The sequence below is a fragment of the Actinoplanes sp. NPDC051475 genome (genome assembly GCF_040689425.1).
Taxonomy (GTDB): Bacteria; Actinomycetota; Actinomycetes; order Mycobacteriales; family Micromonosporaceae; genus Actinoplanes.
The window spans coordinates 424063-444354 of the sequence record NZ_JBFAZZ010000005.1 but is presented as its reverse complement, the minus strand read 5'-3'; the positions used below and the strand labels follow the sequence as shown (position 1 = coordinate 444354).

21 protein-coding genes are annotated in these 20292 nt (G+C 71.1%); 10 read left to right on the top strand and 11 right to left on the bottom strand.

What is annotated here, in order from left to right; genetic code table 11:
* Nucleotides 1-29 precede the first annotated feature (29 nt).
* Nucleotides 30-437, bottom strand: a complete 408-nt coding sequence (locus AB0368_RS13770) for a pilus assembly protein CpaE (RefSeq protein WP_366154170.1) — start codon at nt 435-437, stop codon at nt 30-32.
* 223 nt (nt 438-660) lie between these two features.
* Here AB0368_RS13770 and AB0368_RS13765 point away from each other — a divergent pair, with 223 nt between their 5' ends.
* Nucleotides 661-864 (top strand): cold-shock protein, encoded by a 204-nt coding sequence (locus AB0368_RS13765; protein ID WP_015625344.1) that lies wholly within the window; start codon nt 661-663, stop codon nt 862-864.
* Nucleotides 865-957: 93 nt separating this feature from the next.
* Here the strand turns inward: AB0368_RS13765 and AB0368_RS13760 are convergent, their stop codons facing one another.
* Entirely contained in the window at nt 958-1689 is a 732-nt protein-coding gene (locus tag AB0368_RS13760; protein ID WP_366154169.1) for a lysophospholipid acyltransferase family protein, read from the bottom strand.
* A 150-nt stretch (nt 1690-1839) separates the two neighbouring features.
* Here AB0368_RS13760 and AB0368_RS13755 point away from each other — a divergent pair, with 150 nt between their 5' ends.
* Both AB0368_RS13755 and AB0368_RS13750 read left to right on the top strand, forming a co-directional pair.
* Complete coding sequence (locus AB0368_RS13755) at nt 1840-2025, top strand: hypothetical protein (RefSeq protein WP_366154168.1); 186 nt, start codon at nt 1840-1842, stop codon at nt 2023-2025.
* A gap of 65 nt (nt 2026-2090) precedes the next feature.
* Nucleotides 2091-2981 (top strand): hypothetical protein, encoded by an 891-nt coding sequence (locus AB0368_RS13750; protein ID WP_366154167.1) that lies wholly within the window; start codon nt 2091-2093, stop codon nt 2979-2981.
* A 2-nt stretch (nt 2982-2983) separates the two neighbouring features.
* Here the strand turns inward: AB0368_RS13750 and AB0368_RS13745 are convergent, their stop codons facing one another.
* The 4 genes from AB0368_RS13745 to AB0368_RS13730 all read right to left on the bottom strand — a co-directional run bounded on the left by AB0368_RS13745 (nt 2984) and on the right by AB0368_RS13730 (nt 6221).
* Nucleotides 2984-3922 (bottom strand): ABC transporter permease, encoded by a 939-nt coding sequence (locus AB0368_RS13745; RefSeq protein ID WP_366154166.1) that lies wholly within the window; start codon nt 3920-3922, stop codon nt 2984-2986.
* Nucleotides 3912-4685 (bottom strand): ABC transporter ATP-binding protein, encoded by a 774-nt coding sequence (locus tag AB0368_RS13740; RefSeq protein WP_366154165.1) that lies wholly within the window; start codon nt 4683-4685, stop codon nt 3912-3914. The genes AB0368_RS13745 and AB0368_RS13740 overlap by 11 nt, the downstream gene beginning before the upstream one ends.
* Before the next feature lie 61 nt (nt 4686-4746).
* Nucleotides 4747-5799, bottom strand: coding sequence for an ABC transporter substrate-binding protein (locus tag AB0368_RS13735; RefSeq protein ID WP_366154164.1), 1053 nt, complete (start codon nt 5797-5799; stop codon nt 4747-4749).
* Nucleotides 5800-5807: 8 nt separating this feature from the next.
* Nucleotides 5808-6221, bottom strand: a complete 414-nt coding sequence (locus tag AB0368_RS13730) for an Rrf2 family transcriptional regulator (protein WP_366154163.1) — start codon at nt 6219-6221, stop codon at nt 5808-5810.
* Between the two features lie 265 nt (nt 6222-6486).
* On the opposite strand from AB0368_RS13730, the gene AB0368_RS13725 reads away from it, so the two are divergent.
* Complete coding sequence (locus tag AB0368_RS13725) at nt 6487-7545, top strand: Midasin (RefSeq protein WP_366154162.1); 1059 nt, start codon at nt 6487-6489, stop codon at nt 7543-7545.
* A 51-nt stretch (nt 7546-7596) separates the two neighbouring features.
* Entirely contained in the window at nt 7597-8793 is a 1197-nt protein-coding gene (locus tag AB0368_RS13720) for a radical SAM protein (protein WP_366154161.1), read from the top strand.
* Here AB0368_RS13720 and AB0368_RS13715 read toward each other — a convergent pair.
* From AB0368_RS13715 to AB0368_RS13700, 4 genes are read right to left on the bottom strand one after another with little or no spacing between them, the layout of a single operon-like run.
* A complete protein-coding gene (locus tag AB0368_RS13715; RefSeq protein WP_366154160.1) occupies nt 8774-9154 on the bottom strand; it encodes a hypothetical protein in 381 nt (126 codons plus the stop codon). The genes AB0368_RS13720 and AB0368_RS13715 overlap by 20 nt on opposite strands.
* Before the next feature lie 59 nt (nt 9155-9213).
* A complete protein-coding gene (locus AB0368_RS13710; protein WP_366154159.1) occupies nt 9214-11292 on the bottom strand; it encodes an SIR2 family protein in 2079 nt (692 codons plus the stop codon).
* Complete coding sequence (locus AB0368_RS13705; protein WP_366154158.1) at nt 11289-12560, bottom strand: YqgE/AlgH family protein; 1272 nt, start codon at nt 12558-12560, stop codon at nt 11289-11291. The genes AB0368_RS13710 and AB0368_RS13705 overlap by 4 nt, the downstream gene beginning before the upstream one ends.
* Before the next feature lie 3 nt (nt 12561-12563).
* Complete coding sequence (locus AB0368_RS13700; RefSeq protein ID WP_366154157.1) at nt 12564-12917, bottom strand: hypothetical protein; 354 nt, start codon at nt 12915-12917, stop codon at nt 12564-12566.
* Between the two features lie 142 nt (nt 12918-13059).
* Between AB0368_RS13700 and AB0368_RS13695 the strand changes: the two genes are divergently transcribed.
* The 4 genes from AB0368_RS13695 to AB0368_RS13680 all read left to right on the top strand — a co-directional run bounded on the left by AB0368_RS13695 (nt 13060) and on the right by AB0368_RS13680 (nt 17637).
* A complete protein-coding gene (locus AB0368_RS13695) occupies nt 13060-14355 on the top strand; it encodes a pitrilysin family protein (protein WP_366154195.1) in 1296 nt (431 codons plus the stop codon).
* Nucleotides 14352-15671, top strand: a complete 1320-nt coding sequence (locus AB0368_RS13690) for a pitrilysin family protein (protein WP_366154156.1) — start codon at nt 14352-14354, stop codon at nt 15669-15671. Before AB0368_RS13695 ends, AB0368_RS13690 begins: the two co-directional genes overlap by 4 nt.
* A gap of 5 nt (nt 15672-15676) precedes the next feature.
* A complete protein-coding gene (nudC, locus tag AB0368_RS13685) occupies nt 15677-16651 on the top strand; it encodes an NAD(+) diphosphatase (RefSeq protein ID WP_366154194.1) in 975 nt (324 codons plus the stop codon).
* 104 nt (nt 16652-16755) lie between these two features.
* On the top strand, nt 16756-17637 hold the full coding sequence (locus AB0368_RS13680; protein ID WP_366154155.1) for a phytanoyl-CoA dioxygenase family protein: 882 nt from the start codon (nt 16756-16758) through the stop codon (nt 17635-17637).
* Between the two features lie 155 nt (nt 17638-17792).
* Here the strand turns inward: AB0368_RS13680 and AB0368_RS13675 are convergent, their stop codons facing one another.
* On the bottom strand, nt 17793-18035 hold the full coding sequence (locus AB0368_RS13675; protein WP_366154154.1) for a mycoredoxin: 243 nt from the start codon (nt 18033-18035) through the stop codon (nt 17793-17795).
* An 80-nt stretch (nt 18036-18115) separates the two neighbouring features.
* On the opposite strand from AB0368_RS13675, the gene AB0368_RS13670 reads away from it, so the two are divergent.
* A complete protein-coding gene (locus AB0368_RS13670; RefSeq protein ID WP_366154153.1) occupies nt 18116-20257 on the top strand; it encodes an ATP-dependent DNA helicase UvrD2 in 2142 nt (713 codons plus the stop codon).
* Nucleotides 20258-20292 lie beyond the last annotated feature (35 nt).

Here is a 20292-nt window from a genome sequence, read left to right as displayed (position 1 = left end):
GCCCCGCGGCTCTCACAGCGCAGCGGCTCTCACAGGCCGGCGGCGGCGAGCAGGTGCAGGAGGGCCGCCGCGTACCCCTCCTCAGGCGAGGCCGCAGTGAACGTACGGTCCTCACCCAGGAGGGTGATGTCCACGTCGTAGCCGCTCTCGCTCCTGCGCAACGCCCGGAACGTCCCCCCGAGCAGCTCCCGCAGCTGGTCCTCGCGCGGCAGCCACAACGCCTCCCCGAACTCGACGTCGTCGAGCGCCCACTCTGTGGTGCCGTTGAAGCCGATCACCTGCCCCTCCGGCACCGGGTACACCTCGATCGTCATGTTGCTCAGCACGAAGACGTCCTCGTCCAGGTCCCGGTCGGGGATGGCGAAGCGGTCCCCGGGCGCCGGTTTCCAGGTCAAACCGGCGTCGCTGAGCTGCCGTGCGAGTTGTACGCCGATCACCGCCGGCCCTCCCCCTCCGTGCTAGGCTCCGAAGCGTTGTCAGTTTGGTTCCCAAGTACTTAGGAGCGCCTGTGGGGAAGTCTGCCCCAGGCGCTCTTTGTCGTAACCCGGGTTTCTCCGGTACGGGCGATCAGTACGGCGACACGAGTCCCGGAAAAACGGGCCTTACCACCTCGCTCCCGTCCATAATGGTCGGGAGCGATCGACCGTCGAGGAGACGATCATGGTTACCGGCGTTGTGAAGTGGTTCAACGCGGACAAGGGCTTCGGGTTCATCACCCCGGACGACGGCGGCGCCGACGTCTTCGCCCACTTCTCCGCGATCCAGACCTCCGGCTACCGCAGCCTGGACGAGAACCAGCGCGTGGAGTTCGAGGTCACCCAGGGCCAGAAGGGCCCGCAGGCGGCCAACATCCGCCCGCTCTGATCACAGCTTCGCGCTGACGTTCCGGCGCCGGTCCCATCAGGGGCCGGCGCCGGAATGCATTTCCGGTGACCTCGCCGCGGCGGGACAGGGGCGTTACGGCTCCAGGCGGGCCGGGTCGCCGACGTCCTCGGGCCGGGGTGCCGTCCCGCCCAGGTGTGCGGGCAGCCACCAGCGGTCCTCGGGCCCCGACGGCTGTTCCGGGTAGGCCGCCTGCGCCTCGTCCAGGAGCTTGGCGAGCCGCTGGTGCAGGACCGCCGTAATGCTCTCCGTCGTCTCGTCCGCACTGGCCGGCAGCGGCTCGCCGATCTTGATCAGCACCGGGACGTGCCGCTTGGTCAGATCTTTCTTGCGGCCCTTGGTCCAGAGCCGGTGCGGCCCCCAGACCGCCATCGGGATCAACGGTACGGCCGCAGCCTGCGCCAGCCGCGCCGCGCCCGACTTCAGGCCCTTCACCGTGAACGACTCGCTGATCGTGGCTTCGGGGAAGACGCCCACCACCTCGCCGTTCTTGAGCGCCTTCTCGGCCTCGTGGAACGCCGCCGTGCCGGCCTTGCGGTCCACCGGGATGTGCCGCATGCCGCGCATCAGCGGGCCGCTCACTTTGTGGTCGAAGACCGATTTCTTCGCCATGAAGCGGACCAGGCGCTTCGCGGGCTGGGCGCCGAGGCCGCAGAAGATGAAATCGAGATAGCTGACGTGGTTGCTTGCCAGCACCGCCCCGCCGGTCGCCGGGATGTGGTGCGCGCCGTCGACCTGGATCCTCAGATCCAGGACCCGGAACATCGTCTTGGCGACAGCGATGACCGGGGGATACACGATTTCCATTCGATTACGGTACCGGCGGTTGATGAAATCTTCCTGGGTGGAATTTGCAACCCATCAGGGTTCCGCTGCGTCTTAAGGGTGACTGCGCCGAGCCGCGCCCTGGTTCACCCTGAGGGGGCCGAGGGGACGGCACTGCCTGGGAGGCCTTCTATGAGCACCGTGTCCGGACGTCGCGAGCTTGCGATCGTGTTCGCTGTGGCAGTGTTCGGCCTCGCCCTGGTCCTCGTCGTTGCGTTCACACCCTGGTACGGCGTGGTGCACTACGGCGACGCCGCTCCGTCGGTCGTCGCGACGATCCCGCCGGCGGCCGAGGCGGGCGCCGCGCTGGCCCGCTGACCCGGGGAGCCGGTCCACACGCGGGCGGTCACCCATGACACGCCAGGGTGGTGTTCACTGGGGTGATGTCCGAGGGCACGCAGACTCCCACCGCCGCCTGGTCGCGGCCGGGTGGTCCGTGGGCCTCCGGGACGGTCACCGCTCCGGGCGTACCCCCGCTTCTGCCGCCGCCCAAGTCCCCGCCGGAGCCGCCCGGTGATGATGGACCACGACGGCGCCGGCGGCAGATGGTGATGTTCGGTGGGGTTGCCGGGGCGATTCTGGCGATCGGTCTGACGATCATTCTGATCGTGGCTCTCTCCTCGGACGGTGACCCGTTCGGGAGCAAGGCGTCCCCGCCCAGGGAGGTCCGTCCGCCGTTGGCCCAGATGTGTCCGGCGCCGACCGTGCCGCCCAGCGCGGGGCCGACCGGCAAGCCCGGAGCGCTGCCGCCCGTCACCGGCGAGCGGACCACCGACACCGAGGCCGGCATCTCCTACAAGAGGTACGGCGCTCCCTGGGTCCCGTGGAACACCGTTTGGCGGGCGGGCACGCTCGAGGTGCCCTACAAGGTCGGCCAGCACTTCGTCACCGAGGAGTACAGCGGCGGCTCGTACCATGCTTCGATCCTGTCGGCTGCGGTGCCGGCGGCGGACAACGACGCCGTGACGCTCAATCTGGAGTGTGTCGGGCGGCGGGTGGCCGCCGACGTCCGTGCCGAGTACTACCCGCAGCCCAACCAGCTGGAGCCGCTGCGTGACGAGATGACCATGTTGGGCGGGCGGCCCGCCTGGCTCAGCGAGTTCCGGCTGCACTTCCGGGCGCCGGGGCTGACCGCCACCGACGAGCTCTCGGCGGTGGCGATCATCGATGTCGGCAAGCCGACGGCTGCGGTGCTCTACGTGTCGATCCCCGGCACTCACAAGCAGTTCGACTACGTGGTCGAGGACGTCCTGAAATCGGTACGACCACTCTGAGCTCAGGAGCCGGTCAGGCCCCAGCGCTTGCGCAGGGCGTTGTCCGCGGCGTTGAACAGGACGTCGATCAGGATGCCGATCACCAGCACCACGATGATGAAGCAGATGACCAGGCTCGACTCGTTGAGATCCCGGGCCTGCTGCATCCGTACGCCGATCGACAGCGCCCCCGGGACGATGACCAGGAGCTCGCCGGCCATCAGGCTGCGCCAGGAGAAGGCCCAGCCCTGCTTGAGGCCCGAGATGAACGACGGCAGTGAGGCCGGCAGGATCAAGTGGCGGTACTTGGCGAAGCCCGTCATGCCGAGTACCTGCCCGACCCGCAGCCAGGTGCGGGGTACGTAGTCGATGCCGCTGATCAGGCCGTTGGCGACCGAGGGCGTCGCGCCGATGACGACCACGAACATGATCGCGCTCTCGCTGATCTGGAAGAGCAGGATGGCGAGCGGGAACCACATGATCGACGGCATGGTCTGCAGGCCGGTGATGAGCGAGCCGATCGCGGCGCGCAGCGGGGCGAAGCGGGAGACCGCCGCGCCGACGACCGTGCCGATCGCGACCGCCAGAGCGAAGCCGGTCAGCGCGCGGACCATGGTCAGGCGTACGCCGTCCCAGAAGTCCAGTGTGGTGACCACGTCGCCGAGGTCCTGGAAGACCGCGAGCGGGCCGGGCAGCACGTAGACCGGCTTCCACTCGGCCCAGACGACGAGCTGCCAGGCGAAGAGCACGATCGCGACGGCGAGCAGCTTGGGCCAGGCGCTCTGCCAGATGCGCTTGCCCAGCGATTCCCGGTCGCTCTTGCCGCCCAGCTCGAGCGCGTCGAGGCCGGTGACCCGGTCGGCCGCGGCCAGATCGGGATCCTTGGGCTTCTCCGGCGGCGGCGGGAAGTCCTGGGTGACGCCTTCTAGGCCGGCGCGGGCCGACGGGAACTTAATTGGCATGGCGGGCGACCTCCGCGCGGAGCCGGTCGGTGATCTCGGCGGCCTGGCCGGCCACCTCGGGGGAGTCGATGCGGCGGGGCCGGTCGTGGTGCACCGGGAAGTCCTCGATGACCCGGCCGGGGCGGCTGCTCAGCAGGATCACCCGGTCGCCGAGGCGGACCGCCTCGCGCACGTTGTGGGTGACGAACAGGACCGTCAGCTCCTGCTCGCGCCAGATCCGCTCCAGCTCGTCGTGGAGGATGTCGCGGGTCATCGCGTCGAGGGCGCCGAACGGCTCGTCCATGAGGAGGATGTCGGCGTCCTGGGCGAGGGAGCGGGCCAGGGCGACACGCTGGCGCATGCCGCCGGAGAGCTCGTGCGGGCGTTTGTGGCCGAAGCCCTTGAGGCGTACGACCTCCAGCAGCTCCTCGGCGCGCTGCCGGCGCTCGCTCTTGCCGATGCCGCGCAGCCGCATCGGCAACTCGACGTTGCCGGACACCGACAGCCACGGGAAGAGCGCCGCCTCCTGGAACATGAGGGACACGTGCCGGCCGCCGATGTCGAGGGCGCCGCCGTTGATCCGGTCGAGGCCGGCCACCAGCGAGAGCAGTGTGCTCTTGCCGCAGCCGGAGGCGCCGAGCAGACACACGAACTCGCCCTTGCGCACGGTCAGCGAGACCCTGTCGAGGGCGAGGAGGGCGTTGCCGCCGGAGCCGTACTGCTTGGAGACGTTGTCGAGGCGTACGACCTCGGTTCTGAGATCGGTGGCTTCCGCGATGCTCATGATGGTTCTCCGCAGGTGAGTGCCGGCCGGGCCCGCGCGTGCGGGCCCGGCCGGCGGGCGATCAGGAGGCGGCGTCGGTGACCCCGGGCTGACCGTCGGCCTTGAGCAGCTCGTTGAGCGGGCCGAGGTCGTAGATGCCCTTGAGGTCGACGGGCTTGAGCAGGCCGACGTCCTCGGCGTGCTTGGCGCTCGTGTACAGCGACGAGGCGATCGGGTCGTTGGTGAAGGTCAGGTTCTTGAACGCGGTGGCGAGGATCTCGTCCTTGAGCGGCTTGCCGGACAGGGCGGCGATCTGCTCGTTGGCGGCCTTCTTCGCCCCGGCGCTGTCGGTCGCGATGTACTTCTCCGCGGCGATGTGGCCCTGCAGCAGCTTCTTGACGATGTCCGGGTGGTCCTTCAGGAACTGCTGCTTGACGATCAGGTGCGTGGTCACGAACTGGCCGCCGGGCCAGAGGGTCTTCTCGTCGACGAGGATCTTGCCCTTGGACTCGAGCACCATCTTGCTCAGGTTCGGCTCGGGCACCCAGGCGCCGTCGATGGCGCCCTGGGCGAAGGCCTGAACGGCGGTCGCGTTGTCCTGCGGCAGCACGGAGACGTCGCCGCCGCCCTGCTGGTCGGCGTTGAGGCCGTTCTGCTTCAGCCAGGCGCGCAGCGCCACGTCCTGGGTGTTGCCCAGCTGCGGCGTGGCGATCTTCTTGCCCTTGAGGTCGGCGGGGGTGTTGATGCCCTCCCTGACGACCAGGCCGGCGCCGCCCGAGGTGCTGCCCGCGATGATCTTCAGCGCGGTGCCCTTGGAGGTCGCCCATCCGTTGATGGCCGGGTTGGGGCCGATGTACGTGGCATCAATGGCACCGGAGAACAGCGCCTCGATCGCGGCCGGGCCGGCGTTGAAGGTCTTCGCCTCCAGCTTGGTGTCGCCCAGCGCCTGCTGGAACAGGCCGTTCTTGACACCGACCAGGGCGGGCGCATGGGTGATGTTCGGGAAGTAGCCCAGGCGGAGGGCGGTGACCTTCCCGCCGGCCGCCGAGGAGTCGTCGCCACACGCGGTGAGGGCGGTGGCGGACAGAAGGGCGGCGGCAGCGAGGGCAAGCGCACGAAGAGTGCGGGAGCTCATGCTCACTCCTAATGTGTGGAAGTCGCGGAAACGGTGAGTTGGGCGAGGGTGCGGTGGTTCACGACTCCCTCGATGGCCTCCTCCACCGCGAGCCAGACGTCCCTGAGGCCGATCGCGACCCCGTGGTACGTCGTGGTCGTGGTGGGCAGGCCACGAATGGTGGTCAGCGCTCCGCCGACGGCCCGGACCACGTCGCCGACGGTGATGTCCTCGGCCGGCCGGGCCAGGGCGTACCCGCCGTCGACGCCGCGGTGGCTGTGCAGCAGCCCGTTGCGGCGCAGGTCGAGCAGGATGCCCTGCAGGAAGCTGAGCGGGATGTCCTGGGCCGCGGCCAGGCCGGCCGCCTTGACCAGGTGCGGATGGTCGGCGGCGATCGCGAGCATGGCCCGGACGGCGTAGTCGGTGCGTGCCGAGACGTACATGGGGGATGTCCTCTCGGTCCGGCGGAGCGCAAACTCGGGTTTCTCTACCTGATGGATGGGAATACTGGATCAGATCGGATTACTGCGTCAACCCCGAACCGGATGCTGGGAAGGGAGTCACCCGCGACGGGTAGCCCTAATGGGCAGGAAAGCGACACGGGAGCGACTCGGTAGCAGGACGGTGGCAGTGGCGTCCGGAACCTTCTGCGGCGGTCGCTCCCAGCCGTACGGTCAGTCGCCCCCGTCACCTGCCGGAAGGACTCCCGTGAAGCGTCCGTTGAAGCTCGCCCTTGCCGTGACCGCTGCCGCGCTGGGCGCCCTGCCGATGGCGTCGCCCGCCGTGGCCGGCGGCAAGGACGTACCGGATCGGGCCCGCGCCGCACGGGACAGCGACCACGACGGCATGCCGGACAAGTGGGAGAAGGCGAACGGGCTGAACCCGCGCCGCAACGACGCCCGGGGCGACGCCGACCGCGACAAGCTGCGCAACCTGGCCGAGTACCAGGCCGGTACGCGCCCCCGCAAGGCGGACACCGACCGCGACGGCATGCCCGACGGCTGGGAAGTCATCAACAGGCTGCGCCCGACCCGCGACGACGCCGACGCCGACCCCGACCGGGACGAGCTCACCAACGAGCAGGAGTACGAGGTCGGCGCCCGCCCCAAGGTGGCCGACACCGACCGCGACGGCACCTCCGACGGCGCCGAGGACCCGGACGAGGACGAACTGGACAACGTCGAGGAGTTCCTGATCGACCAGGACCCGCTGGAGGCCGACAGCGACGACGACGGCGTTCTCGACGGCGCGGAGGACCTGGACGACGACGGCCTCAGCAACCGCGACGAGTTCGACCTCGAGACCGACCCCGAGGAGGCGGACAGCGACGACGACGGCGTCCTCGACGGCGAGGAGGACAGCGACGACGACGGGTACACCGACGCGGAGGAGTGCGAGCGCGGCTCGGACCCGCGGCACGACGACAGCGAGGACGAGGACGGCGACGACGGCGACGACATCGAGGACGGCGACGACATCGAGGACGGCGACGACATCGAGGACGGCGCGGACGGCGCGGACGGCGGCACCGTCGAGGCCTTCGACGCCGAGAGCGGCCTGCTCATCTACACCGCGACCAACGGCTTCACCGTCGTCGTGACCGTCACCGACGGCACCGAGTTCGAGTGGGCCAGCAGCGGCTGCGGCGACGCGGCGAGCATCGAGAACCTGAACCCCGGCCAGGTGCTGGGCGAGGTGAGCGTCTCGGGCGCGGAGGACCTCGACCAGATCCCGGTGGCCGAGAAGGTCGAACTCGTCTGCGAGTGAAACGGCGCGTGCGTAACCGGGAATGACTACGGACTGTGTCACCATTTCCCGGTGCTAGCCGTCCGCCTGGCGCCCGGGGTGCGGGTCCGCGGGCCGATCGCCTACGTACCGGCCCGGGACCACTTCTTCGCCCTCGATCCGGCGCATCAGGCCGTCCTGCGCCGGGTCGGGGACGGGTACGGCCGGGTCGAGGGCGGGGCGGACGAGATCCGTACGCTGGCCGAGCTCGGCATCTGTGACACCGAGCCGGCCACCCCGCGCCGCGCCTTCTTCGGGCGCTCCGTGGTCGGGCGGCTCGACGCGTTGCCGCTGGTCGACGCGCCGCTGGTGGTCAACTGCTTCGCCACCGCGTTCTGCCCGCTGCGCTGCGGTTACTGCCACGCCGACGACCTGATGGCCGGCTACCGGGACCACGAGGACGCCCGGTGGCTCGACCGGGTGCTGCGGGTCGCCGGCGCCACCCCGGCAATGGTCGGCGTGGTCACCGGCGGCGAGCCGCTGGCCCGGATCGAGCGCACCGAGCGGCTGGTCGAGCGGCTGGCCGCGACCGGTAAGGCGATCGTGCTCGACACCTCCGGCGTCGGCGACTTCAGCCGGATCGTGCCGCTGCTCCAGCGCCATCGGGTGCACGTACGCGTGTCGCTGGACAGCGCCGACCCGGCGGTCAACGACGCGCTCCGCCCGGGCAACCGGCGGTTCGTGCCTCCAGGGACGAGCTCCTCGGTCTACGCGCAGGATGCGATCAAACGAGCGGTACGGGCCGGCATCCCCTGCAGCGTCCAGACGGTGATCACGGCGCGCAACCTGGCGACCGACGGGCTGATCGCGCTGCGTGATCTCCTGGTGGGACTCGGCGTGACCACCTGGGTGCTGCACGTCGTGGTCCCCGTGGGCAAGGCTGCCGACCCACGCCGGGCCGACCTGCTCGCGCCGGCGAACGTGCACGACCTGCTCGACGACCTGGTCCGGCGGACGGCCGCCGAGGGGATCGCGATCGACATCCGGGTGACCAGCACTCACCGGTCGCCGAACTCGACGCTGCTGATCAGCGCCAAGGGGGAGCTGGCGATCGAGGACGTGGCCGTGGGCGGCAAGAAGACGTTCACCCTGCCACGGATCGGGGTCCGCGGCGCCGTGCTGAAGCACTTCCGGGCCCATGTGGACCTGGCGGGTCACGCAAGCCGCTACCTCAACGGCTCCCTGGAGGTCTTCGACGAGACGACGGGCGCTACGCTGCCGCGGGGCTGAGCGACCAGGCCGCGGCGGTCTCGAGCAGGGCCTTCACGCTGGTCTCGTCACCCTCCGACAGGCGCAGGACGCGGGCCGGCACGTAGCCCTCGGCGTCCACCTCGCGCAGCCAGGCGGCGGCGAGGCCGGTCCGGTTGGCGGTCTCGAAGACGCTGATGATCTCGGCGGCGGCGGCCAGCCTCCGGCGTACCAGATAGCCCGGCCGGGTCGGCGCCGCGAACCAGGACGTGAACTCGGCGACGGTCGCGGCCCCGGCAAGGTACGCGGTCAGCTCACTTCCGAGTGCGGTGATGCACAGCTCCGCGTGGTCGTCGACGGTCGTGGTGTGGTGTCCGACCCGCTCCAGCACGGTGGCAGTCATGACTACGACGCTAGCTCCGTACCGCCAAGACCGCGACCGCCGAACGGCTCCAAAGCGTGTCATTGAAGAAAAAGACCCGTCACCCGGGCGGCGAGGTCGTCGAGGACCGGCTTGCCGTCCTCGATCGCCGCGACGAACGCGGCCCACGAGTCCAGCGGGAAGTCCTCGGTCTCCGGGACCGGCTCCTGGTTGAGGTAGCCGGGCAGCAGCAGCGCGTTCTGGAACAGCCAGGGGATGTAGCTGCCCTCCACGTCCCAGCCCGGCAGCTCCCGGGTCCGGTGCAGATGCCGGCTCAGCTCGTCCTGCGACGACCAGCGCAGCATGTGCGCGTCGTGCTGGAGATTCTTGATGTACGGGTTGTAGAGGTGCCCCGGCCCGACCCCGAACGTCTGCCGCCACTGGGCCCACAGGATCGCCTCGTCGCGCCCGCCGAGCGTCATGACGTCGTTGGTGGCGCTCTCCAAGAGCATGCTGTTCAGGTACGGCCAGAGCGTGAGCGGCGTCAACAGGTTCCGGGCATCCGTGCGCAGCACCGCCTGCACGATCGGCCACGCGTTCTTCTCGAGCTCGTCCCACGACGTCAGGTTGGGCACGGCCTTCACCGCGGCGAGCAGGCTGTAGAGCGACGGGTTGTGCTCGCCGTAGAAGGTGCGCGCCACCGACCAGGGGTCCGTCGGCCGCAGCAGCTCCTCGGGCGTGCCCGCCGCCGGATGCCGGGCGCCCTGGTCGAGGAAGTCCGCGAGGCTGACGAAGTCGCGTACTGCGCCGTGGCCGGTGTGGTCGATCCATCGGTCGAGGTCGGCGCGGAACTCCGTCTGCGCCTCGTGGTCGCGGGTGCCCACGTCGTCGATGCAGACCCGGACCTCCACCCCGAGGCGGGCCAGGGCGCCGGCCACGAACGCCTGCACCATGTGGATCACCGAGGCGCGGGGGCGCAGGCGTACCGGCCACAGCAGCCGGATCGGCTGGACCGTGCCGCCCATCTGGGTCACCCAGCCGAACCGGCGTTCCAGCTGGAGCAGCAGGCCCGGCACGTCGCGCGGCGGCAGGGTGCCCGGCTGGGAGACGAGCTGCCGCTCCCAGCTGTGGTGCCGGACCCGGTTCTTGAGGCCGGTGGCGCGCGGGGGCACGGGCACCTGGGCGCGTTCGGCCAGCGCCGGGAGCAGCCGGTCGGAGTCGACGCCGGGGAAGCACTCGACGGCGACGCCGGTCCGCTCGCGCAGCCGCTCGGCCGTGCTCAGCGCGGTCGCCGCGTCGGCGTCGTTGAGGGCCCACAGCACCCGCATCGGCCGGGTCCGGGCCAGCGCCGCGGTGATCGTCCCGGCCCAGTCGCTGCTGCCGATCACGCACACCGTGTCGCCGCGTATCAGGTCGGCGGTCGCCGCGACCAGGCGCGCGTTGTCCGCGAGCAGCGCCGGGTCGTGCAGCAGCTGCGGGCCGCGGACGTGCAGGGTGGGACGCCAGAAGCCGTGCAGGTGGAAGACGCGTACGGCGCCGTCGGAGCTGCCGGTGTGGCCGAGGTTGCCGCGGATGTCCAGCGGCAGGCTGACGGCCCGGCCACCGGCGTCGCGGATCGCGATCTCCAGCAGCGGGTCGAAGTTCGTGGTGAGGAGCCGGTGGTCGAACGCCTCGGGGATGCGGGCGAGCAGGTGCCCGAGGGCCTGGACGCCGCGCGGCAGCGACCACGAGAAGCGGTCGTTCTCCACCCCCTCGCCGACCCCGCGTTCCAGGCGCTGTCCCAGCCCGTGCGTGGCCAGCGGCGACTCCATCGGGTCCGGGGCCGCGTACGCCTTGAGCACCGCCTGCTGCGCGATGACGTCGAACGCCCCGCCGGACACCCAGTCGGTGAACACCCGCCGGTACGCGCGGTAGACGTCGATCGGCCGCGCGCCGACCAGCTCGGACCGCGCCTGGGCGAGCGCCCGCTCCAGCGCACCGTCGTCGTTGCGCCCAGCGGCGTAGCTGTCGGCGATCTCCAGCACGCCCTGCACGCGCGGGACGGCCGCGACCGTCACGCCCGAGCCGAGCAGCAGCGTGATCTGGTCGGCGTCGTGCAGCGCCGTCATCAACCGGTCGAGCAGCAGCTGCTCTCCCGGGCTCAGACCCTCGCCCGCCGGATCCGGCTCCACCGGCGTCACCGGCCCGCCTGCAGGGACTGCCAGAGCTCGCCCGGACGCTCGGTGAACACCTGCCGCGAGGAGTGCCGGCTGGCGATCAGCGCGCCCCGGTCGAGGTACTCCTCGAGCTCGCCGGCCCGCCACCCGAGGTAGCCGACGAAGACCCGCATCTCGTCGACGCTGTCCGCGACGTCCTCGGGATTGCCGGAGAGGTGCATGGTGCCGAGGCGGTCGCGTACCGAGGTGAACCGCAGCGGCTTCGCGGCGCCCGCGCGCAGCAGAGTGACCACGATGTAGCCGTCCTGGGCGACGGGTCCGCCGTGGAACAGGATCACCGGGTTGCGCAGCAGCGGGCGCCACGCCGCGGGGAAGTCGCCGGGCAGCTCGCCGGCCGGCTGCGTGATGCACACGCCCAGCGCGCCGGTCTGGTTGTGCCGCAGCACCAGGACGGCCCGCTGGCCCAGGTCCTCGTCGACGAACCAGGGCGCCGCGTAGAGCACGCTGCCGGCCAGGTTGCGCCGGGGCGCAGCCGCGTTGTGCACCAGGCAGATCTCCGCTCCGGCGTCGCGGGCGCGCATCTCGGGCCGCTCGAATCCGCGGCGCAGCATCGCCCGGCGTACCGTCCGCCAGATGGTGTGGACGGACAGCGCCGGCGGCGTCGCCTCGGGCGGTGGCGGCCGCAGCCCGTCGCGGAGCAGACGGATCAGCTCACCGGTGAACGCGGTGTGCGTCTCGCCCTGCGGCGCCATGGCGGGACGGTTGGCCGGCGCGGACACGAGCAGGCAGGTGCCCTCCGCCTCGGCTTTGTCGGCGACGGCGTCCGTACCCGTGCTGTCGCCGCCCATCTCGGCGCCGGCACGCCCGGAGTAGCAGCAGTCCAGGATCACCACCCGGCGCCGCGCCCGGGTGTCCGCGACCGCGCGGCGGATCCACTCGTACGGGACCCCGCGCTCGTAGGGCACCTCCGGGTCACAACCGGGCAGGCCGAGGATCAGGTTGTCGTCGTCCGCGTCGACGAGCCCGTGCCCGGCGAAGTACACCAGCAGGATCCCGTCGCGCTCGGTCGCGGCGGCCGCCCTGCGGATCGCGCGGCTGACCTCGGCGGGGTCCTCGGGATCGACCAGCACGTGACAGTTCTCCGCCGGCACACCCCACAGATCCTCGCTGCTCAGCAGGTCGCGCAGGTCGATCACGTTGCGCCGGGCGGCGGGCAGCTCCGCGAGCCTCCGGTACGCCGCCACGCCGATGAGCACGACCTGGGAGCCCGCCGGCTCCGCCACGTCACTCATGGGTCACTGCTGCTCGCGGTCTTCGAGCTGCTGGAGGGCGGCGGTCAGGGTGCCGGGGTCCTCGGCCTCGATCACCGTGGTCGACCCGTCCGCCGCGGTGTGCAGGATCATCACCCGGGGGGATGGCTTGCGGGAGTCGCGCCAGGAGGCGATCGCCAGCGCCAGCTGACCTGCGGAGAGCCCACTGCCGATGATCAGGGACAGCACGCCGAGGAGCGCGCCCATCCTCTCCGGGTCCGTGCTCTCGGCGCGCGCGAGGCGCCCGTCGACGCGTACCGTCTGCTCCTCGCGCAGCCATCGGTGCAGCGACTCGGCGTCCTCGCTCGAGGTGCATTGCAGTCGCAGCTCAACCGGCATGGAATTCCCCCGCAGATATCGATGCATTTGCTGACGTCGTGGACGCCGTTACGCGAAACTAGCACTGCGCCTCCATACGGTGACCGGGCGCACCGGTCGGACGCCATGGCCGGGGGGATAGATTCTTGGGGTGGCCCGAAAGATGAAGATTCCCGCGACGAAGTACCCGGTCGAACGGTTCACCCTCGACAACGGATTGCGGGTGGTCCTCACGCCCGACCGCAGCGCACCCGTCGTCGGCGTGGCCGTGGTCTACGACGTCGGCATCCGCTCCGAACCGGAGGGCCGGACCGGTTTCGCGCACCTCTTCGAGCACCTCATGTTCCAGGGCTCGGAGAACCTCGAGAAGCTCGCCCACTTCCGGCACGTGCAGGGCGCCGGCGGCAGCTTCAACGGTTCCACCCATCTGGACTACACCGACTACTTCGAAGTGCTGCCGGCCGGCGCCCTCGAACGCGCACTCTTCCTCGAGGCCGACCGGATGCGCGGGCCCCGGCTGACCGAGGAGAACCTGCGCAACCAGGTCGACGTGGTCAAGGAGGAGATCCGCGTCAACGTCCTCAACCGGCCGTACGGCGGCTTCCCGTGGCTGAAGCTGCCGCCGGTGATGTTCGAGACGTTCCCCAACGCCCACGACGGCTACGGCTCGTTCGACGACCTGGAGAGCGCGACGGTCGACGACGCCGCCGAGTTCTTCCGCAAGTACTACGCCTGCGGCAACGCGACGCTCGCGGTCGCCGGGGACTTCGACGTGGCCACCACCACCAAGCTCATCGAGCACCACTTCGGCGACGTGCCGGCCCGGCCGAGACCGGAGCTGCCGGACTTCGCGGAGCCGGGGCTGAGCGCCGAGCGCCGGGAGAGCTACGTCGACCGGCTCGCGCCGCTGCCGGCGGTCGCGGCGGGCTGGCGGGTCCCGGACCCGATCGGGGACTTCGCCGACTATCTCCCGTACGTGGTGCTGGCCGAGGTGCTCACCGACGGCGACGCCTCCCGGCTGGTCGAACGGCTCGTGCAGCGCGACCGGCTCGTCACCAGCATCGGCGGCTACATCGGCTTCATGGGCGACGAATACCAGGTGCGCAACCCGACCGCGCTGCTGCTGCAGGCCCACATGCCGCCGGGCGGTGACGGGGGCAAGGTGCTGCGGGTCGTCGACGAGGAGCTCGACCGGCTCGCCACCGGCGGGCTCGCCCCCGGCGAGCTGGCCCGCACCCAGGCCCGCATGGCCACCCACCTGCTCCGCGACACCGACGCGGTGCTCGGCCGCGCGCTGCCCATGGCGGTGCTCGAGCTGCAGCGCGGCCGGCCGGAGCTGCTCAACGAGCTGCCGAAGCTGGTCGGCGAGGTCACCGAGGCGCAGATCGTCGCGGCCGCCGCCACCCTGCGGCCCGAGCACCGCGCCACCGTCGAGGTCGTTCCCGGAGTGAACCAGTGAGCAACAGGACCCTGCCGGACCTCGTTCCGGACTCGAAGATCAAGCTGCCCAAGCAGGCCGAGCGCACGCTGAGCAGCGGCCTGACCGTGATCGCCATCCGGCGGCCCGCCGTGCCGCTGGTCGAGCTGCGGCTGCGGGTGCCGTTCGGGCGTGCGCCGCTGGCCCGGGCCACGCTGCTGTCGCAGGCGCTGTTCACCGGCACGGCCACCATGTCCAGCATCGACATCGCCGCCGAGCTGCAGGCCGTCGGTGGCGGGCTCTCGGGCGGGCTCGACCCCGACCGGCTGCTCGTCACCGGTAACTCGCTGGCCGCCGGCCTCGACCGGATGCTGGAGATCCTCGCCGGCGTGCTGACCGACCCGGCGTACCCGGCCGACGAGGTCGCCACCGAGCGGGACCGGCTCGTCGACCACATCCAGGTCGCCCAGAGCCAGCCGGCGCACCTGGCCCGTACCGCACTGCTCAAGCGGATGTACGGGCGGCACCCGTACGCGGTCCAGACCCCGGAGCCGGAGCAGGTCAGGGGTGTACGCCCGGGCCAGCTGCGGGCCCTGCACGCCGACCGGGTCCGCCCCGACGGCTCGGTGCTGGTGCTGGTCGGCGACATCAACGTCGAGAAGGCGATCGACACGGCGGAGAAGGCGCTCGGCGGCTGGATCGGCGCGGGCCGCGACGGCAACGTGCCGTCCACGCCCGCGCTCGAGCCCGGCCCGCTGCTGCTGGTCGACCGGCCGGGGGGGGTCCAGTCCTCGCTGCGGATGGCGCTGCCGGCCGTGTCGCGTACGGACCCGGACTACGCCGCGCTGCAACTGGCCAACATGGTGTTCGGCGGCTACTTCTCCTCGCGGTGGGTCGAGAACATCCGCGAGGACAAGGGCTACACGTACGGCCCGCACACGGCGATCGAGCACTTCCTCGCCGGCTCCGCGCTGGTCGTCGCGGCCGAGGTGGCCACCGGGGTGACCGGCCCCGCCATGCTCGAGACCCTGTACGAGCTCGGCAAGATCGCCAGCCTTCCGCCCGGCGAGGAGGAGCTGGAACAGGCCCGCCGGTACGCGCTGGGCACCCTGCGTCTCGGAATGTCCACACAGGCCGGGCTGGCCGGGCTGGCGAGCATCTACGCGAGCTTCGGCCTGCGGCTGGACTACCTGACCGAACACTCGGCGGCGCTGTCGTCGGCGACTCGCGAGCAGGTGGCCGAGGTGGCCGCACGCTACCTCGCGCCGTCGCGCGCGGTGTCGGTCGTGCTCGGCGACGCCGAGAAGGTCGAGGGCCAGCTCGCCGCCCTGACCGCTGTCGAGCGCGGCGCCGCGTGAACGATCTGGCGGACGAGCAGCCGGACGTCGGGGAGCAGCCCGGTACGGACGGGCCACCGCTGGCCCGCACCAGCCTGGACCGGGCCGCGCACCGCCGCCAGGACGAGGCGTGGCTGGCCGAGGCGTGGAAGACCGGCCTGGTCGTGGTCGTCGACATCGCCAAGGGCGGCCGCGCGCTGGTGTCCGGGGCCTCGACGGACAGCCCGGCGCTGATGCTCGTCGGCGGGGACGCGGCCCCGGACGGCGAGCGGCTCTTCCTGGGCGTCGACCCCGACGGCGTGCCGATCTTCGCGGTCGACGCGCCGCTGCCGGAGGCGCCCGGTGCGGAGCCACGCACGCTGCGGGACATCGGCGACCGGCTGAACCCGCGCGACGCCGGGATCTTCACCACCGCCGCGGCGCTGGGCAACTGGCACGCCACCCACCGGTACACGCCGCGGTCGGGACAGCCGACCACGGTCGTGGAGGCGGGATGGTCGCGCGTCGACCCGGACGGCCGGCAGATGTGGCCGCGGACCGACCCGGCGATGATCGTGCTCGTCCACGACGGTGTCCCCGGCCCGGACGGGCGCTGCCTGCTCGGCCACAACGCCGCGTGGCCCGCCGTCGACGGGGTGCGGCGCTTCTCCTGCCTCGCCGGATACGTCGAGCCCGGCGAGTCGGCCGAGGCCGCCGTCGTTCGCGAGGTCCGCGAGGAGGTCGGGCTCCGGCTCCGGTCCCTTCGGTACGAGAGCAGCCAGTCGTGGCCGTTCCCGGGCTCGCTGATGCTCGGGTACACCGCCGAGGCGGACCGGGACCAGGCGATCATCGTGGACCCCGAGGAGATCGACGAGGCCCGGTGGTTCACCCGCGGGGACATCGCGCGGATGATCGCCGGGAATTACGCCGACGCTGCTTCCGGCGTACCCATGAATCTGCCTATGCGTGCCTCCATCGCTTTTTATCTTATTGAGCTGTGGTTGGGGGATTCCTACCGATAAGGGCTTCACGTTTCTCTAATCAGAGAGTTCTTCACACAAACTTTGCAACTGTGGGAGCAGGCTCCAGCGTCTGAAGAGAAGACACGGAGAGGTGGTTCCCTTTCATGAGCCTGGTTGCCGAGCAGACGTGGACGCCCATGACCGCCGAGGAGCGTGCGCAGTTCCAGCGTGACGGCTTCCTGGTGATTCCTGCGGTGCTGACCGAGGACGAGGTCGCGGTGGCGCGCACCGCGATTCTGAGGTCCAAGGAGAAAGCCGCGCGCGAGGGCGCCCTCGGGCCGACCGGTGCGCTGCACCAGCTCTCCGCGGTGACCAACAATCCCGAGCTGGCCTTCCTGCTCGACCACCCGAAGGCCTTCAAATACATCTGGTCGATGCTCGGCTGGAACGTGCACGTCTACCACTCGCACGTGGACGTGCACCCGCAGATCCACGAGAAGCAGAAGGACTGGTGGCACTGGCACCAGGACGGCGGCCGGCAGAACCGCGAGCTGGAGACCGACCCGCGGCCGATGATGTCGGTGAAGTTGGCGTACTGGCTCTCCGACGTCTCCGAGACCGGCCGGGGCAACTTCACCGTCCTGCCGGGCAGCCACCTGACCAACTGGCTGCCGGGCCCGCCGTCGCGCGGCGTGCCGTGGCCGCCGCCCGAGGGCGCGCTGCAGATCACCGCCAACCCCGGTGACCTCGTCGTCTTCGACCGGCGCCTGTGGCACGCGCGCTCGGACAACTACTCGCCGATCACCCGCGTGGGTGCCTTCTTCGGCTACACGTACCGCTGGGTGGCCGGCCGCGACGAGGTCGCCCACCTGCCCGGCACGCCCGGGTGGGAGACCTTCACCCCGGTGCAGCAGCAGCTGCTCGGCGGGGCCGGCGACGGCAGCGGCGACCACGCCTGGGGCCACTACCCGGAGAGCACGCCGCTCTACGTGGAGCTGAAGCGCCAGGCGCTGCTCGACTCGAGCATCCCCGCCCTCATCCCCTGATCTTGTTCAGGGTCTTCTTCTCGACCAGCAGCGGGCCGGCGTCGGCTCTCCCCGCCCGGCTCGCTGCCCTGCTCCCGCACCGCGCCCGCCGCCACGGGGCGGTGTGTGGATACGAGGAAGCCGGGCCGTCCCTTGGGGCGGCCCGGCTTCTGTGGTCAAGCGGAAAGTGCTGCGAGGTGCTGCTTGACCTGGACGATCGACGGGTTGGTCATCGTCGTGCCGTCGTCGAAGCGCATCGTCGGCACCGTCTGGTTGCCGCCGTTGACGCTCATCACGAAGTCGGCCGCCTTCGGGTCCTGCTCGATGTCGACGACTTCGTACCCGATGCCCTCCCGGTCGAGCTGCGACTTGAGCCGGTGGCAGTAGCCGCACCAGGGCGTCGAGTACATGGTCAACATCGGTTTGGTCCCTTCGCAGAGGTCACATGGCAGTGCGCCGTCCGTTGAAACGTCGGACCCGGGTGCCATGATTCCCGGTTGTGACAGCGGAACGCGTGCTCGCCGGGCTCGACCCCGATCAGCGCAGGGCGGTGACCGCCCCCGCGGGACCGGTCTGCATCCTGGCCGGGGCCGGCACGGGTAAGACTCGAGCGATTACCCACCGCATCGCCTATCGAACACTGTCAGGTGAGATCAGTCCGCGGCACGTCCTCGCCGTCACGTTCACCGCCCGGGCGGCAGCCGAGATGCGGGCGCGCCTCACCGAGCTGGGCGCCGGCCGGGTCCAGGCCCGCACCTTCCACGCCGCGGCCCTGCGCCAGGTCCGCTACTTCGCGCCGCGGCTGCTCGAGGGGCGGGCGATGCCGGAGCTGGTCGAGAGCAAGACGAGGCTGGTGGTGCTGGCCGCCAACCGCGCCGGCGTGCGCGCGGACCGCACCGCCGCCCGCGACCTGGCCGGCGAGATCGAATGGGCCAAGTCGTCGCTGGTCGAGCCCGGCGAGTACGTGGTGGCGGCCACCAAGGCGCTGCGCGAGCCGCCGTACGAGGCCGCGAAGGTCGCCGAGATCTTCGCCGCGTACGAGTCGCTCAAGCGCGGCCAGGGAGTGATCGACTTCGAGGACATGCTGCGCGCCGCGGTCTGGGGCATCGAGGAGCACGGCGACGTCGCCGAGCAGGTCCGCTCGCAGTACAGGCACTTCGTCGTGGACGAGTACCAGGACGTCAACCCGCTCCAGCAGCGCCTCCTGGACGCCTGGCTCGGCGGGCGCGACGACCTCACCGTGGTCGGCGACGCCAGCCAGACCATCTACTCGTTCACCGGCGCCACTTCGTCGTACCTCGTCGATTTCCCCCGCCAGCGCCGCGAGGCCGTCGTCGTACGCCTGGTCCGCGACTACCGCTCCACCCCTCAGGTGGTCGGCCTGGCCAACGCGGTGATCAGGCAGGCCCGCGGTACGGAGGCCAAGCTGCGGCTCGAGCTGGTGGGGCAGCGCGCGCCCGGCGCCGAGCCCGACCTCAAGATCTTCCCGGACGAGCCGGCCGAGGCGGTCGCCGTCGCCCGCCGCTGCCGCGAGCTGATCGCCGCCGGCACCCCGGCCAGCGAGATCGCCGTGCTGTTCCGGACCAACGCGCAGTCGGAGACCTACGAGAAGACGCTCGCCGAGGCCGAGGTGCCCTACGTCGTCCGCGGCGCCGAGCGGTTCTTCGAACGCACCGAGGTGCGCCAGGCGATGATCGCGCTGCGCGCGGCCGTGCGGTCCACGCCGGGGGAGACCCCGCTGGTCCAGGCCGTCGTGGACGGCCTCGCGGCGACCGGCTGGGCCCGCGACCAGCCCCCGCAGGGTGGGGCGCAACGTGAGCAATGGGAGGCGCTCGCAGCGCTAGTCGCCCTCGCCGAGGAGTACGAACGCAGCCCCGCGGTGCTCCCCATCGGCCAGGCGGGGGCGGTGCAGCGGGACGTCTCCCTGTCCGCCTTCAACGACGAGCTGGCCCGGCGCGCCGAGCACCAGCACGCCCCGACCGTCGAGGGCGTCACGCTGGCCTCGCTGCACGCCGCGAAGGGCCTCGAATGGGACGCCGTCTTCCTGGTCGGGCTGGCCGACGGGACCCTGCCCACCACGTACGCGAAGACGCCCGAGCAGCTGGAAGAGGAACGCCGCCTGCTCTACGTCGGCGTGACCCGGGCCCGGCAATGGCTCTGGCTGTCGTACGGGCAGGCCCGCTCGCCCGGCGGACGTACCCGCCGCCCGTGCCGCTTCCTGCCGCAGCTGACCGACACCCAGCACCGCACCTTCGAGAAGGCCGGGACGGCCAGTCGGAAACCCGTCAACCGGCGTGCCCAGCTGATTTCCTGCCGGATCTGCGGCGCCACCCTGCTGGCCGGCGCCGACCGCAAACTCGGCCGCTGCCCCACCTGTCCGTCCGACCTGGACGAGGAGCTGCACGAGCGCCTCCAGGCCTGGCGCGCGCAGGCCGCAGCGGAGCAGAAAGTCCCTGCATACGTGGTGTTCACTGACGCCACGATCGTGGCCATCGCGGAGCGCCGCCCGAGCACCCCGGCGGAACTGCTGGCCATCGCCGGCATCGGCCCCCGCAAGCTCGCCCAGTACGGCGCCGCGGTCTTCGCTCTGGTGGGCGGCGCGAGCCCGGCGGACGTGGCCGCAGAAAACTTTGAAAACTAGTCCGTTAATTCGTTTGCCCTGCCTTGCAGGGACGG